Below are 15,163 nucleotides of genomic sequence, written 5' to 3'. Positions count from 1 at the left end.
TTATCCCCTATATTTTCAAAAAAGATGTAGGCGCTCCTGCTTAGGTGTCACAAAAAGCCAGGCACGAACAAGGAACACACCTTTTCTGTCTCCTTATAACTATATCATAGTCTATTATTATTATTTCATAGATTAAAATATTCTACTATTACTTTTTTTGCTAAAATATTGATTTTGTGAAGAAATTAGCTTAAACTTAACCGCCCCGATAGTCGCATTAAAAGATTTTTTCAGCAACTTCTCCTCATTGAAGGAAAAATCTGTTAGTGAAATAATATTGACACATCGGAAAAGGCGACGAAAATACACATTTATTAACAAAATCAGAAGTGAAATTAGAAGGATCTGTAACCATTTCCCTAAAAAATAAGGACCTTCCTGAAAATGTTAAACTCCTACCTTTTTGACTTGTATCATAAATTTCACCCAATTATTAGATATTATAACAATACCAATAATTACTGATAATTAAACCAATATAAGGTAAGACCATTGATAATATTGCTAATTTTAAGACTTATTGCATAGTCCATTATAAATAAAATTCCTTACTTTATTGCTATTACAAAAAAATATTATTCTAATACACAATCCTTGCATCCATTTTATTATTTTCGCAAAAAGATATTTTCAACTTTGTGTTCTGATCCTTTTTTCAAGACGAGTTTTGCCCGTCCTTTAGTCGGCAGTATATTTTCATGTAAATTTTTCAAATTAATTTCTTCCCAAATTTGAGTCGCTTGTTTAATGGCCTGTTCCTTAGACAAGTTAATATAACGGTGAAAATAGGATTCCGGACTTTGAAATGCGGTCTTTTGAAGTAAAAGGAACCTTTCAACATACCATCGTTCTATGTCGTTTACGTTTGCATCTACATAGAGTGAGAAATCAAAAAAGTCACTGACGAATACTTGGTTTTCCTTGTCAACTTGAAGAACATTAACACCTTCCACGATTAAAATATCCGGATTACAGATAGTCTGCACTTCATTTGGCAAAATGTCATACTTCAAATGTGAGTAGATTGGAACTTCCACTTTATTTTTTCCTGCTTTTAGATCTCCGATAAGATTAATTAATTTTTGAGTATCATAACTTTCAGGAAACCCTTTTCTTTTCATGAGTCCTTTTTCTTCTAAAAGATCATTTGGGTACAAAAAACCGTCGGTAGTGACAAGACCTACGTTTCTGTGATTATCCCATCTAGATAATAAAGTCTGAAGCAACCTTGCTGTCGTACTCTTTCCTACAGCAACACTTCCTGCAATTCCAATGATATATGGTACTTTTTTAGCATCAGTTTTTAGAAATGAAGTGGTGGCTGTATTAAGCTGCTGAGATGCTTCAACATGTAAATTGATCAAACGAGTCAAGGGCAAATAAACCTCTTCTACTTCCACAATGGATATTTCTTCATTTATTCCTTTTAAGTTATCCAATTCTTCTTCTGTTAAAGGAAGAGGAGTATGGTTTCGCAGAGATGCCCACTTTTCTCGATTGAATTCAAAATAGGGAGTATAGGAACTCATGATTTTTCGTTACCTCACTTTTTAGAGTTACTATCAGTTTAACAAGGATGATGACCATAAAAAAGATGTTCCTGATCCCTTATCCACGTAAAGTGATTAATCTTTGAATGATAACCCGCCTGTCTCCAAAGCAGCCCTAAGTTTAGGTAAAGAAGCTGGTCCCATACCGTGAAATTTCAAAATCTCTTTTTCACTATATGTTGAGAGCTGTTGTAAAGAGGTTACCCCATTGTATTCCAATGCACGTCTGGCTGGTGCCGAGAGCACTGAAAGAAATCCGGTGTCAGGTTTTCGTTCCTGCTCACATACAGGGCAGGTCGGACAGTCGCTGGATTTATAGTATTTGTGTCCCTTTTCGCAAGTCCTCAAATTCTTCTTTGAAGTTGTCATTGTCAACTTCCCCTTTTCTTATGATTTTTAAGTTCGAACATAAAAAGTTCACCCTTCACAAGTAAGCAATCATTTTATTCCATTTTATCATCTCTTGTTAAAACTGAACTGCCCTTTTGGTTTCATTGGAAAAGGGCTGCCGCAGCAACCCTTTGTAAAACCCAAAGTGAATGATAGATTAACCCACTTTATCTTCCTGAGCCTCTGCCTGAGCATTGGCTTGTACACGCTTGTCTATTCCAAAAGCGAAATAACTAATTACAACGATAGCAAGAAAACCTATTCCAACCATAAGTGATATACGTGTGTCATCATTAAACCACATACCGATCAATACCATGACCAAGAAAGCGATGGTCAGGTAGTTTGTAACAGGTGCAAAAGGCATCTTGAATGGATGATTGTGCATTTCAGCTTTTTTGATTTTCCTGAATTTAATTTGACTGATCAGAATGACAAACCATGGAATCATTCCAGGAAGTACACTCGCACTGTATACATGCACAAATAAATTTTCTGGTGCAATATAACTTAAAACAACCCCAATTGCTAACCCGACTATCACTCCGAACGTACCGAATAAAGGAACACCGCTATTGGATACTTTAGCAAAGAATTTTGGTGCTTGTCCATTCATCCCTAATGTGTAAAGCATGCGTCCAGCACTGTAAATACCACTATTGCAGCCAGACATAGCAGCCGTGATTACGACAAAGTTAATGATTCCAGCTGCTGCCGTGATACCAACCTTCGCAAAAGTCGCAACAAATGGACTGCCAATCGCGCTTAATTGATCCCAAGGGTAAACGGTTACAATAATGAAAATCGCACCGATATAGAAGATTAAAATACGCCAAATGGTACTTTGAATCGCTTTCGTTATCGTTTCTTGAGGATCTTTTGCTTCACCAGCTGTAATCCCAATTAATTCTACACCTTGATAAGCGGCAACCACCAGTGAAAGAGCAAAGAAGAAGCCCTTCCAGCCACCTGTAAATAAACCGCCATGCTCCCAAAGATTCGATAATCCTAAGGCTTCCCCTCCGTTACCGATTCCAAAGAAGATAAGTCCAAATCCTGCAACGATCATTAAAATGATAGTCACGATTTTAATCAATGCAAACCAAAATTCAATTTCCCCAAAGGATTTAACGGAAATTAAGTTCGCTGCTCCAAGAATCACCATTGCGATTAAACCTGGAATCCAAGCAGGGAGATCAGGGAACCAATACTGCATGTACGTCCCCACTGCAATAATTTCTGCCATCCCGACAATAACCCACTGGAACCAGTTACTCCATGCTGTCATATACCCTGCCAATGGATGAATGTACTTATAACCAAATGTTGCAAATGAACCTGTACTTGGCTCCAAATACAACATTTCCCCCATTGCGCGCATGATCAAGAATATAAAAAGCCCAGAGATCGCATAAGCTAACATTACAGACGGGCCTGTCCATTGGATCGTGCTGGCTGAACCCATAAATAAACCGACACCAATCGTTCCGCCCAAAGCGATCATCTGAATATGACGACCTTTCAAGTCCCTATTCAAATCTTTGTTTGCCATTCCATTTCCCCCTACACTACTAATAGTCGAAATTTTTTCAAGATGCTTAATACACTCCCTATTTAGTATAGAAATGATATAGCAGGCTCCACTTTTTTTATCTTTCTTAAAGCTGCCTCATAAAATCATTCTTCACTCTTAAGCATTCCTGACAGTTAGAAAGATTACTATCAAATTTCATGTTATTTCTTAATTCTGTTCAAGGTTTCATAGAAAGCGCTTACTTTTTATCGTTTATAACAGCTCACCCCTTAAACATTAAAATTCCCCTGTATAAAGTAACCCGAATAAAAGAGTATTGCAACTCTTTTATTCGGCTGGCAGGTTTATTATGCTGTTACTAAAAGGGACTTTAATCTCAGCTTTAACAACATATCATTCGTCATTTTCTCCAAATCATATTCCGCCTTGAATCCCCACTCTTCCTTCGCACAAGTTGAATCAATTGTATTTGGCCAACTGTCTGCAATGGATTGTCTTACAGGATCGACTTCATAATTCATGACAAATTCCGGAATATGCTTTTTAATTTCGGCTGCAATTTGCTCCGGATCAAAGCTCATGGCTGACACATTGAAAGAATTGCGATGTTTTAATTTTGAGGCATCTGCCTCCATTAAATTAATGATGGCTGCTAAAGCGTCAGGCATATACATCATATCCATATACGTTCCCTTATCAATGTAAGAAGTATATCGTTTGTTTTTAATCGCTTCATAGTAAATTTCAACTGCATAGTCGGTAGTTCCGCCGCCAGGAGGTGTGACATACGAAATCAGTCCCGGGAATCGAAGACCTCTCGTATCAACCCCAAATTTATGATGATAATAATCACATAATAACTCTCCGGATACTTTATTCACTCCGTACATCGTATTCGGTCGTTGAATGATGTCTTGCGGTGTCCAATCTTTAGGAGTGGTTGGACCAAACGCTCCAATGGAACTAGGTGTAAATAATTGACAATCAAGTTCTCGTGCAGATTCCAAAGCATTGACCAATCCGCCCATGTTTAAATGCCAGGCTAAAAGCGGCTTCTTTTCAGCTGTTGCCGACAATAAAGCGGCTAAATGTATAATCGTATCCACTTCATGTTTTTTTGCCATGTTATACATCGCTTTTTCATCCGTAACATCCAATATCTCAAATGGACCTGATTGAGCAACATCGCTGTCCGTTTTTCGAATATCTGTTGCAATGATATTGTCAGCTCCATAAATCTCTCTCATTTTCAGCGTCAATTCTGAACCAATTTGACCTAAAGCCCCCGTTACCAAGACCTTTTTCATCAAAAATCCCTCCCCATGTTTTAAACTACGAAACAAGCAATCTCTTATATGATTGACATCTCTTTTCCTACTTTTTCATAAATGGCAATTGCACGATCCAGCATCTCTTTTGTATGAGCAGCCGTAGGCATATTCCTCACTCTTCCTGTTCCCTTTGGAACGGTAGGGAATACGATGGATTTGGCATACACACCTTCTTCATTCAGCCTCTTGCTGAATTGCTGCGTTTTTGCTTCATCACCTATAATGCAAGGTGTAATCGGTGTTTCGCTCTCCCCGATATCAAATCCTAATTCTTTTAGGCCTTTTTTCAAGTAATCGCTGTTTTCCCACAGCTTATTTTGAAGTTCTGAGCTATTCATCAAAATATCGATGGCTTCTATACTAGCTGCAACTGCTCCCGGTGTGGCAGCCGTTGAAAATAAAAATGGACGGCTTCTCACTTTTAACCAATCAATCAAATCTTTCTTTCCTGCTACATAGCCTCCAACAACACCAATGGCTTTGGATAATGTTCCAATTTGGAAATCCACTTTATCCGATAATCCAAAATGTTTTACCGTTCCTGCACCATTACCTAATACACCCGAACCATGCGCATCATCAACATACGTGATTAAATCGAACTCTTCTGCTATCTTCACAATTTCAGGAAGCTTGGCAATATCCCCATCCATGGAGAACACTCCGTCGGTAATAATCATGATCTTGTTATACAATCCGGACTCCTTTGCTTGACGTGCTTTTGTCCGTAAATCGTCCATGTCGGAATGGATAAAGGGAATAATTTTCGCCTTGGATAATCGGCAACCATCAATGATTGAAGCATGATTCAGTTCATCTGAAAGAATGGCATCGTGTTTATCCATCACTCCTGAAATCGCTGCCATATTACAGTTAAATCCAGATTGATAAGCAATGGCTGCTTCTGTATGTTTGAACTCGGCAAGCTTTTCTTCTAATTTGACATGAATGTCTAACGTTCCGTTGATCGTACGAACCGCACCGGCACCGACACCATATCTTTTCGTCGCTTCTATGCAAGCCTCTATTAATCGTCTATCTGTTGCTAAACCTAAATAATTATTGGATGATAAATTAATAAGCTCTCTGCCTGCAATGGTGATTACCGGACCGTTTGGACCTTCCACCGGATCAATAACGTTGTAAAGTCCCTTTTCTTTTAAATCTTCCAAATTTTCTTTCAAAAATTTATTTAATATTTCACTTGACATTTAATATACCCCCTCATTGATGGTTGGAATAAATGCAGGATCTTTATATGTTTTACCCCTATTTAAAAAAATTGTATTTTTTTCCTTTTTTCCAAAAATACACGTGTCTTTTCCAGAAACACACTCGATATTAACATAAATCCCTTTATACTAAGTGTTATAACAATCATAATAATAGATAATTTTAATGTTGTCCATATTGCGCGGACAAAAAAATTTGAATTTTTGTAGTTTTTACAATCAACATCCGCCTAAAATGCGTTTATATCAATGGAAATGCGAAGAGAATTTCATCAATTTTCCAAGGCAACCGATGTTTTATCTACTGGTTTTTTGGAGACCTTAACCATTAACCTAATTAAGGAGGGGTATAGTGAAAACGGAAGATGAAAAAACCTCAGAAGGCTTAAATGAGATTTTTGAGATTATCAATGCAAAAGGTGACATTGGTGAATTAAAAGAAATCGTCCAAAAATCTGATGAACAAACAAATGAAGACGATCAAGGGGATTGATTATCCTCTTTCAGTTTGTCGACAAAAGGGAGTCCGTAATGCTCTCCTGCCGAATCCCTTCCACGATTTTACCGAAGTGATTTTCACCATATTTTTAAAACAATGCTTGGTTATACTCCATGATTTTTAATTGTTTTAAATGAGACGAAAACTCACTGAATTGAAGAAATTTGCGCCCCCCTTCCAGATGAGGCTTGGCAGACAGTCGGCGGAAAGGAGCGAATTTCTTAAATCAAGCTGGAACTTTTTTTAAAAGAAAAAACTGAAATTGTCTATAGCCTGCAAGGGGATTAATTATCCTCTTTTTTGTCTGTTTTACATTGTACTAATGGACGCTAAAGTCCATTACAACAATAAAAAAAGAGCTGCTGATCAGCTCCGGATATTGCCGTAACGTTCACGTAAAAAGAAGATCTAAAAAACAAAAAAAGTTATGCACATTCAGAAGGGAAATTTGAAGGAGAAGGATTTCCCTTTTTCCTTTCCGCCACCTTGTGCACAACTTTATATAGTTGAAAAATCAAGCCAGCTCCCTTCATTGATGCCGACTTAAAAATTCACATTATTGATTCATTTTTTTCATTCTGTGAAGTAATGGACCATCTGAATGATTGTTTTCCCCAATCACAAAACTCGTCATATAATAGGTCAAATATTGACCGTAATGATTATTGGTATTTAACAATAACTCATCCACATAGTATACCCCTTTGGGGATTTGATCCATTAGCAGCACCGATAATGAAGCATATATCCCGCAGGCCACTTGAAAGTATGTTGCATTGGTTTTATATTTGGAAAAGATATCGCGATTCTTTAATGTATTATACATATAACGCTCCTTATCTTGATAAACGATAAGGACACCAACTAGATCTTCCCCGTCAAGTTCGGCTTCAAGCGGATCGAGAACCTTCATGTCATGGTTCCATAATTGATCGGCGTCATCCAGTTTCGAGCGGATTAACTCCGTCGTATGGTCATTTATCTTATATAAAAAGCCGCCTTCCATATCATACAATTTACCTAAAGTATATACTTCCTCATGAGGCATTAAACAACCGTAAAACTGTTTGTCCCCTAATGTGACCTTAAATTCGACATCATAAACATTTTCATATAAAAAGAGCGGTGTATGGTGATTCATAAACATTGGATAGCATGAAATAGCCTCATCCAGAAAGCACTCGGGAGACCAGGTTGTGTAAATGACGTCATTCTTTGCCTTCGATTTGTCCTTAAAAAACGAATTGTCATGCTCTACAATGTAACAGCCAAGCGGTCGTTCCTCTGAATCACTCTTTAACAGCTCAATGGCCATCCATTGGACCACCCCTGGATTCATTCCCGATCCAATGATAGCTGTAGAATTGGAAAATTGATCTTTAACCTTTTCAAAATGCCTGATCCGTTCAATTACAGGAAACCCATAATATAATTCTTCATTTTCATCGATCATTGTGTTTTCTAAAGCGGAATTAACATAATTAATGCCTAATGCGTCGCAACATTGCAGCATTTCAACCGTATCCGCCCATGAAAGATCAATGACACATAATGTTTTTGTGCTTTCAAGATGCTTAATAAACCTCTTTGTATCTTTTAAATCAAATTGATGCAGTACAATTTGATCTTTTAGTTGTGGAAATAATTCATGATAATATTTTTCTTCCTTTTGTTTAATATCAATTAAGTGAATAATACAACTGGATATAAAAAGATGGATTGGATCCTTTTTATCAATAGCTGATTTGTTCAATATGGAAAGTATTGATTTTGCGGCCCCTCCTGCACTCCCAAGAATGGTTATCACTTTTTGGTAATCATCCATTTTTACACCTCGTCCAACCTTTTATTATAAACTATGTGGTTACGGATGAAATGCAATGGGCAACTGATGAAATGAGCAATACGTACAAGCTATCATCAATCCAAAATGATAGGAAGGTGATGAAGAAACTCCTGCATCTAAGAAGGGGTGTTACGTTTCACTATGCGTTTATCGGGTCCCTTAAAGGGAAAATAATATATATCCTAAGCTATTCCTGCATCTATTTTCAAGCTAAGTGAAATAATTAACAAGTATAGATATCCAAAGAAATAAAGGAGAATGACTATGAATTACCAGAATATCACGATTGCCGGCAGCGGCGTTTTAGGAAGTCAGATTGCATTTCAAACCGCATTCAAAGGATTTAACGTATCAGTATATGACATCAATGATGAAGCGTTAGAACGTGCAAAAGATAGGATCACTAATTTAAAGCCCTACTATAAAGAAGACATAGGCGCTGCGGAGGAAGATCTTAATACTGCTTATTCCCGCATTTCTTTCCACAGTGATTTATCTGCGGCAGTTGCCGAAGCTGATCTTGTGATTGAAGCGATTCCGGAAGTGGTTCAAATCAAAACCGATTTTTACACAGAGTTAGGAAAAGTGGCACCTGAAAAAACAATTTTCGCCACGAACTCTTCTACATTATTACCAAGCCAATTCGCCGAAGCGACAGGCCGTCCAAAAAAATTCCTCGCTTTGCATTTCGCTAATGAAATCTGGAAAAACAATACGGCAGAAATCATGAAGCATCCTGGAACGGATAGTGAAGTGTTCGATGAAGTGATTGATTTTGCAAAATCGATTGGAATGGTTCCTTTGCCTTTACATAAAGAGCAGCCAGGCTATATTCTAAATTCCTTATTGGTTCCTCTTTTGGATGCTGCCCAAATGCTCTTATTAAAAGGAGTGGCTGATACGGAAACCATCGATAAAACGTGGATGGTCGCAACAGGGGCACCCCTTGGTCCTTTCGCCATATTGGACGTGGTAGGAATTAATACAGCTTATAATATTTCACTTGCAAAAGCGAAAGCGACAGGTGATCCAGAGATCGAAAAACTGGCTAACTTATTGAAAACAGAGTATATCGATAAAGGGAAAATCGGAAGAGAAGCAGGAGAAGGCTTCTATAAATATCCCAACCCCAATTTCGCAAAGCCAGACTTTTTAAAAGGTTAATGTTTCAGAAGGTGCCTTGAGGGTGCCTTCTGTTTTTTACTATTTCGCACTTTCTATCCCTTCAATAACGTCATAAGAAAAAGACCCTGAAATCGGAAAAGTACTTTTCACGAAATCAAGGCCTAATTGTAATGATGTGCATGATAGAAACAGTTACTGAACCCTTATCCCCTATATCTCAAAGTTAATCCTTTTAAGAAATTCCTCGCGTATCGATCTCCGCACTCTTTATAATTCCTATGACCCACTTTTCTTAGTATAGCGCTTAATTCCCCTTTGGTTATCATGACTCCTGCTTCTTCCAAAATATCAATCATATCCTCACTGGTTAATGATAATGCTATTTTCAGTTTCTTCAGAAGGATATTGTTCACACTTTCCTTATTCTTTACAGCAGGTGCCTGACTTTGAGGCTGACCAGGTTTTGGCTCTTGTCTCCCTCTTTTAAAAATGATCAAACCATTTAAAAAGGACTCTAACATCATGTTATTGCAGGTTATCCCATCTTCATCTTCATCCATATCATCATATTCTTCATATTCATCATAATAATCATCTTTTGGTTTTGTGAGCATCTGCATGACTTCTTCCATTGTCACTTCGATCTCCCCTAGTTTAAATATCTCTACCATATCTTTATTTTTAATATCAAGCGCATATCTTAATCGAATTAATATATCATGATTATGCATCCAAAAACCTCCTATGTATTTCTCTATTCACAGTACTTTCATTATTTCACAAATGGATGGAAATAAACGCAGGTTAAAATCCGAGAACCTTTTACAGATTCCCGGATCACTCTGCTTATTGCTCCCATCAACATTCTTTTCCAAAGTTATCAAGCAATGCACGCACTTCATCTGTTGATTTCGTGTTCATCAATTGATTTCTTAATTCACCAGCTCCACGGAATCCTTTGACATAAATTTTGAAAAAGCGATGTAGCCCTGTGATTGAACGTGGCACTTCTTCCGCGTATTGATCTTGAAGATCAAGCTGCAGTCTTAAAAGATCGAGGTATTCTTTACTGCTATGCTCTTTTGGCTCTTTTTCAAAAGCAAAAGGATTTTTAAAAATACCTCGCCCGATCATAACGCCATCAATACCATATTGTTCAGCAAGCTGCAGCCCAGTTTGACGATCAGGAATGTCTCCATTGATTGTTAGTAGCGTATTTGGTGCGATACGGTCACGTAATTTTTTGATTTCCGGAATTAGCTCCCAATGCGCATCTACTTGGCTCATTTCCTTTCTTGTACGCAAATGAATGGAAAGGTTCGCAATATCCTGTTTTAAAATATGCGTCAGCCACTCCTCCCACTCATTTACATCATTATCGCCAAGTCGTGTTTTCACGCTGACAGGCAGTCCGCCCGCTTTTGCTGCTTGAATAAGTTCTGCCGCAACGTCTGGACGCAGAATAAGGCCACTACCTTTCCCTCTCGATGCCACATTCGGTACAGGGCAGCCCATATTAATATCGATGCCTTTAAATCCTAGCTCTGCCATGCCAATACTCATTTGACGGAAATATTCGGGATTATCCCCCCAAATATGTGCCACCATTGGCTGTTCATCTTCTGTAAAAGTCAAACGGCCACGCACACTTTTCATGCCCTCTGGATGACAATAGCTATCCGAGTTTGTAAACTCTGTGAAAAACACATCCGGTCGACCGGCTTCACTTACTACGTGACGAAAAACAACATCTGTCACATCTTCCATTGGTGCAAGTACAAAAAATGGTCGTGGTAAATCACGCCAAAAATTATCTATCATTTCAAACTCAAATCCTCTCACTATGGATACAATTTCAAACACTTGGTCAAAAAATATAAAGCCAATTGTTCCATTTCTTTTACACTTACACTTATATCATGCTTAATAACTTATTATCAAACACAAGTACAATTTGGACATTTATAATTTGTGAAAAACTATACAATGTTTATTTTAACGAAAATCGGTCCTGAATGGAATTGACGGCGGACTTGAATACCCAAAACGTATTTATAGCTCAAACCCACTAGAATTACAGTATGAAGAAGGATAAAAAATAGGAGAACATGTTTTAATAAAACATGTTCTCAGAAAATCAGTATTTTATTCCCTTAAATAATACGTGATTCCAACAATAGATTTATCGTGTAAAAACTCTATACAAAGGCAAATAGCGATTCGTTAGTTTCCTTCTTTTAAAATGAGTTGCGAGACACACTCTACATGGCTCGTCTGCGGGAACATGTCCACAGGCTGTATGGCCTCAACGCGATAAGAAGTGCTCAGTTCTTGTAGGTCCTTCGCCAATGTGGAAGGGTTGCATGATACGTACACTATGGTTTTAGGCTTTACTTTCAAGATTGTCTGAAGTAATGATTGGTCACAGCCGGTTCTTGGCGGGTCGACGACAAGTACGTCCGGTTTCCAGCCTTCTTTTGCCCAGCGTGGAAGGATGTTCTCGGCCTTGCCTGTTTCATAGTATACATTGTCGCGTTTATGTTTTTTGGCATTTTTCTTGGCGTCCTCAATGGATTCTTTAATGACGTCCATTCCTCTGACTTCCATGGCATTTTCAGACAGCCATAGCCCAATGGTTCCTACACCGCAATAAGCGTCAACCACTTTTTCCGTGCCGGTTAAGGCTGCCGCTTTTTTCACTTCATCATATAAGCGAACAGTTTGAACGGGGTTAAGCTGGAAGAATGTACGGGCTGATAGTTCGTATGATAGGTCACCCAATGTTTCGTTGATGACTTTTTCGCCTGCCAGATGAATCGTTTTTTCGCCAAAGATCAGTGATGTGTTCCGGTTGTTGATGTTTTGAACGACCGATTTCACTTCGGGCAATTGGTCCCGGATTTGTTTTAGCAACTGATCTTTTTGTGGAATTTCCTCCGCACCTGTAACAAGGACAACCTGCACTTCACCTGTTTCAAAGCCTACCCGTGTAATGACCGTACGAATAACACCTTTTCTTTTTCTTTCGTTATATATCGAGATGTTCAGGTTCTTTAGTATCTTTTTCACTGTACGTGTTACCTTATTTGTTGCCTTATGCTGTACAAGGCAATTCGGGATATCGATCAGATTATGGGAATTCAAGCCGTAAAGGCCAGCAATCAATTTACCATCTTTTTGGCCGACTTGGTACTGACTTTTATTGCGGTAATTCCAAGGATCTTCCATACCGATCGTTTCTTTTACATTTAATGAAGAAACTGGGAAGTTTGAATGGCGTTCCATCGCTTGAATGACGATATCGCGCTTTTCGATAAGCTGCTGGTCATAGCTCAAATGCTGTAACTGACATCCGCCGCATTCAGCGTAAACCGGACATGGCGCTGCAATGCGATGCGGTGATTCTTTACGGATGGTTTTTATTTTCGCCTCGGTGAAGTTTGGCTGCACCTTTGTGACCAAAGCTACAATTTCTTCACCAGGCAATGCTCCTGGGACGAAGACGACTTTCTTTTTGAAATAACCGACTCCCTCTCCATTAATGCCAAGCCGTTTAATCGTAAGGGGAAGGGTTTGGTTCACTTCCAGTTTTGTATCTTGAATGTTTGTCATTTCTTTTCACTCCGTTTTTCAATGCTTCTCCACAAATAGAGGGAAGCGTAGCTTAGATATGGAGCCCATTTCTCACTATAGGACTCCATTTCTTCTAGGGTTGGCTTTTGCGGTAAGCCATATAATATTTTCAAGGCATTTTGAATGCCAATATCGGCTTTAGGAAATAGATTCGACCGGCCAAGTCCAAAAAGCAGGAAGTTTTCAGCCGTCCATCTACCGATACCGCGTATTTTTATTAGTGTATCCATAACCTCTTGATCGGATAGCTTTTCCATTATATCAAGGTTGAGATGGCCCTGAATGATTTGCTCGGAAAGTCCGATGACGTATTCCGCTTTCCGGCCGCTGAATTGAATGGCTCTCAATTGCTCGATTTTAAGTTGGGCGGTTGTTTCCGGCGTCGGATAAAACCAGGCACCTTCCATCTGGTAGCCGAAGGTTTTAACGAATCGTTCCGTAAGCGTATGGGCAAAGGATAAGTTCAATTGCTGATGTATGATGCATTTGACGAGGCAACTGTAGTAATCGAAGTCCAAGACTATGGCAGTACCGCGGTGCTCTTCGAAGATTTCCCGCAAATCGGATTCCCGGAAATGCCGGGAAACGCCTTCTAATGGCTGATGCCAATGAAAAACCTTTTTTAACCGTTCGATTGCTTTTGACTTGTATACCTCTGAATGACCTTTGATGATAAAAGATGGTTCATCGATATTTCCTATTGCCTGAACCTGCAAAACGATTGGTTCTTTTTCTATATATAGCGGAACTTTTACCGTCCTGTTAGTAAAATCAACTACCTGAAGTGGGTCTAACGATAATCGTTCGAGAACTAGATCGAAATTATAGGGTCCTTGAACCTGTAATTTTTCTGTCCACACAAGCGATCCATCCTTTAGCAGTTTTCCACGTATTATAGCATGTTTCCTGAAATATTACTTGAAATTGAGGAGAATGGATAAAAGCGGGACCTGAATTATCTCTACAGGACCCGCCTCTCATTTTAATAAAGCATTCGGTTCGGCAACTGCTTCTCAATCATTAAATCATCAAGGCTACCGAAAGCGTACCCTTGTTTTTCAAGATCCGTCAGAATCGAGTCCAATGCTTCCGCATTATCCTTCGATACGGTATGCAATAATAAAATCGCACCGGGATGAATCTGCTTAAGAACTTCATCGTGTGCGAACGCGGCACCCTTTTGTTGATCAACAATCCAGTCTCTATATGCCAGTGACCAGAAGATATGGTAATACCCTTCTTTTTTTGCGACCTTCATTGTTCTCTCATTAAATACCCCACGAGGCGGCCTTAAGTAGTTCATTCCCTTATGTCCCGTTAATTTTTCCGTTGCTTCTTTTACCCTCTCAAGCTCCGTACGAATCACATCATCCGTCACGCTGGTCATATCCGGATGGTTCCATGAATGGTTTCCTACGATATGTCCCTCATTAGCCATTCGGACAACAAGCTCAGGTGCCGTTTTTAAATAATGACCCGTGACAAAAAAAGCTCCAGGAGCACCATGTTTCTTCAGAACATCCAAAATTTGAGCCGTATAGCCATTTTCATAACCGTTATCAAATGTTAAATAAACGACTTTTTGCTTTGTATCCCCCTTATAAATCGCTTCATATTCAGGTAGCATTTCATTGAATTTTTTACCGGCATCGGCAGGTGTCCCATTTTTCCCTTTATTGAAACCCCAGTTATAGGATTCTGCAAAAGCCGGGCTTGCCAAAGAGCATATCAAGCAAATAAAAGCGGATAAAATCACCATTTTTTTCATTGGAATATCCCCCATGTTCTTTTTTCTTATTGTTTGGAACATGGAGATTTATATGCATTATATTGTGAAGGTCGAATTGATCTCGCCGCAGGTCGAATTTTTCGCCTTGTGGGTCGAATTACTACCGACGCAGGTCGAATTTTTCTCGCCGTAGGTCGAATTGATCTCGCCGTGGGTCGAATTACTGCCAACGCAGGTCGAATTTTCGCGCCGTGGGTCGAATAAAATTTCGCTCTGGATCAAATTAACGCCCCG

13 protein-coding genes are annotated in these 15,163 nt (G+C 38.8%); 2 read left to right on the top strand and 11 right to left on the bottom strand.

Annotated elements, in window-relative coordinates; genetic code table 11:
* Positions 1–608: 608 nt before the first annotated feature.
* From coaA to ABOA58_RS03155, 5 genes are all read right to left on the bottom strand, one after another.
* Entirely contained in the window at positions 609–1,529 is a 921-nt protein-coding gene (coaA, locus tag ABOA58_RS03175; protein WP_350301170.1) for a type I pantothenate kinase, read from the bottom strand.
* Positions 1,530–1,625: 96 nt separating this feature from the next.
* Complete coding sequence (locus ABOA58_RS03170; protein ID WP_137024044.1) at positions 1,626–1,919, bottom strand: RNA polymerase alpha subunit C-terminal domain-containing protein; 294 nt, start codon at positions 1,917–1,919, stop codon at positions 1,626–1,628.
* A 178-nt stretch (positions 1,920–2,097) separates the two neighbouring features.
* Positions 2,098–3,492: an amino acid permease gene (locus ABOA58_RS03165; RefSeq protein WP_350301169.1), complete on the bottom strand. Its 1,395-nt coding sequence runs from the start codon at positions 3,490–3,492 to the stop codon at positions 2,098–2,100.
* A 329-nt stretch (positions 3,493–3,821) separates the two neighbouring features.
* Positions 3,822–4,781: an L-threonine 3-dehydrogenase gene (locus tag ABOA58_RS03160; RefSeq protein ID WP_350301168.1), complete on the bottom strand. Its 960-nt coding sequence runs from the start codon at positions 4,779–4,781 to the stop codon at positions 3,822–3,824.
* Between the two features lie 44 nt (positions 4,782–4,825).
* Positions 4,826–6,016, bottom strand: coding sequence for a glycine C-acetyltransferase (locus ABOA58_RS03155; protein WP_350301167.1), 1,191 nt, complete (start codon positions 6,014–6,016; stop codon positions 4,826–4,828).
* A 373-nt stretch (positions 6,017–6,389) separates the two neighbouring features.
* Between ABOA58_RS03155 and ABOA58_RS03150 the strand changes: the two genes are divergently transcribed.
* Positions 6,390–6,530: a hypothetical protein gene (locus ABOA58_RS03150; protein WP_350301166.1), complete on the top strand. Its 141-nt coding sequence runs from the start codon at positions 6,390–6,392 to the stop codon at positions 6,528–6,530.
* Between the two features lie 562 nt (positions 6,531–7,092).
* Here the strand turns inward: ABOA58_RS03150 and ABOA58_RS03145 are convergent.
* Positions 7,093–8,361 (bottom strand): S-adenosylmethionine decarboxylase related protein, encoded by a 1,269-nt coding sequence (locus tag ABOA58_RS03145; protein ID WP_350301165.1) that lies wholly within the window; start codon positions 8,359–8,361, stop codon positions 7,093–7,095.
* A gap of 285 nt (positions 8,362–8,646) precedes the next feature.
* Here ABOA58_RS03145 and ABOA58_RS03140 point away from each other — a divergent pair, with 285 nt between their 5' ends.
* Entirely contained in the window at positions 8,647–9,546 is a 900-nt protein-coding gene (locus tag ABOA58_RS03140; protein ID WP_350301164.1) for a 3-hydroxyacyl-CoA dehydrogenase, read from the top strand.
* 164 nt (positions 9,547–9,710) lie between these two features.
* Here the strand turns inward: ABOA58_RS03140 and ABOA58_RS03135 are convergent, their stop codons facing one another.
* From ABOA58_RS03135 to pdaA, 5 genes are all read right to left on the bottom strand, one after another.
* Entirely contained in the window at positions 9,711–10,238 is a 528-nt protein-coding gene (locus tag ABOA58_RS03135) for a DUF1456 family protein (protein WP_350301163.1), read from the bottom strand.
* A gap of 127 nt (positions 10,239–10,365) precedes the next feature.
* On the bottom strand, positions 10,366–11,328 hold the full coding sequence (locus ABOA58_RS03130; protein ID WP_350301162.1) for a tRNA dihydrouridine synthase: 963 nt from the start codon (positions 11,326–11,328) through the stop codon (positions 10,366–10,368).
* Between the two features lie 402 nt (positions 11,329–11,730).
* Complete coding sequence (gene rlmD, locus ABOA58_RS03125; protein WP_350301161.1) at positions 11,731–13,119, bottom strand: 23S rRNA (uracil(1939)-C(5))-methyltransferase RlmD; 1,389 nt, start codon at positions 13,117–13,119, stop codon at positions 11,731–11,733.
* Positions 13,116–14,000 carry a DNA-3-methyladenine glycosylase family protein gene (locus ABOA58_RS03120; protein WP_350301160.1) on the bottom strand — a complete coding sequence of 295 codons (885 nt, stop codon included), beginning with the start codon at positions 13,998–14,000 and terminating at the stop codon, positions 13,116–13,118. Before ABOA58_RS03120 ends, rlmD begins: the two co-directional genes overlap by 4 nt.
* A gap of 122 nt (positions 14,001–14,122) precedes the next feature.
* Positions 14,123–14,908, bottom strand: coding sequence for a delta-lactam-biosynthetic de-N-acetylase (gene pdaA, locus ABOA58_RS03115; RefSeq protein WP_434547760.1), 786 nt, complete (start codon positions 14,906–14,908; stop codon positions 14,123–14,125).
* Positions 14,909–15,163: the final 255 nt, after the last annotated feature.

It is taken from the genome of Peribacillus frigoritolerans, from assembly GCF_040250305.1.
GTDB lineage: Bacteria > Bacillota > Bacilli > Bacillales > DSM-1321 > Peribacillus.
This window is presented reverse-complemented; position numbering and strand designations above follow the sequence as displayed.

What these genes read in the sequence shown, in the direction of transcription:
- coaA (WP_350301170.1), bottom strand. Translation starts at nt 1,529, where the DNA reads ATGAGTTCCTATACTCCCTATTTTGAATTCAATCGAGAAAAGTGGGCA.
- ABOA58_RS03170 (WP_137024044.1), bottom strand. Translation starts at nt 1,919, where the DNA reads ATGACAACTTCAAAGAAGAATTTGAGGACTTGCGAAAAGGGACACAAA.
- ABOA58_RS03165 (WP_350301169.1), bottom strand. Translation starts at nt 3,492, where the DNA reads ATGGCAAACAAAGATTTGAATAGGGACTTGAAAGGTCGTCATATTCAG.
- ABOA58_RS03160 (WP_350301168.1), bottom strand. Translation starts at nt 4,781, where the DNA reads ATGAAAAAGGTCTTGGTAACGGGGGCTTTAGGTCAAATTGGTTCAGAA.
- ABOA58_RS03155 (WP_350301167.1), bottom strand. Translation starts at nt 6,016, where the DNA reads ATGTCAAGTGAAATATTAAATAAATTTTTGAAAGAAAATTTGGAAGAT.
- ABOA58_RS03145 (WP_350301165.1), bottom strand. Translation starts at nt 8,361, where the DNA reads ATGGATGATTACCAAAAAGTGATAACCATTCTTGGGAGTGCAGGAGGG.
- ABOA58_RS03140 (WP_350301164.1), top strand. Translation starts at nt 8,647, where the DNA reads ATGAATTACCAGAATATCACGATTGCCGGCAGCGGCGTTTTAGGAAGT.
- ABOA58_RS03135 (WP_350301163.1), bottom strand. Translation starts at nt 10,238, where the DNA reads ATGCATAATCATGATATATTAATTCGATTAAGATATGCGCTTGATATT.
- ABOA58_RS03130 (WP_350301162.1), bottom strand. Translation starts at nt 11,328, where the DNA reads ATGATAGATAATTTTTGGCGTGATTTACCACGACCATTTTTTGTACTT.
- rlmD (WP_350301161.1), bottom strand. Translation starts at nt 13,119, where the DNA reads ATGACAAACATTCAAGATACAAAACTGGAAGTGAACCAAACCCTTCCC.
- pdaA (WP_434547760.1), bottom strand. Translation starts at nt 14,908, where the DNA reads ATGAAAAAAATGGTGATTTTATCCGCTTTTATTTGCTTGATATGCTCT.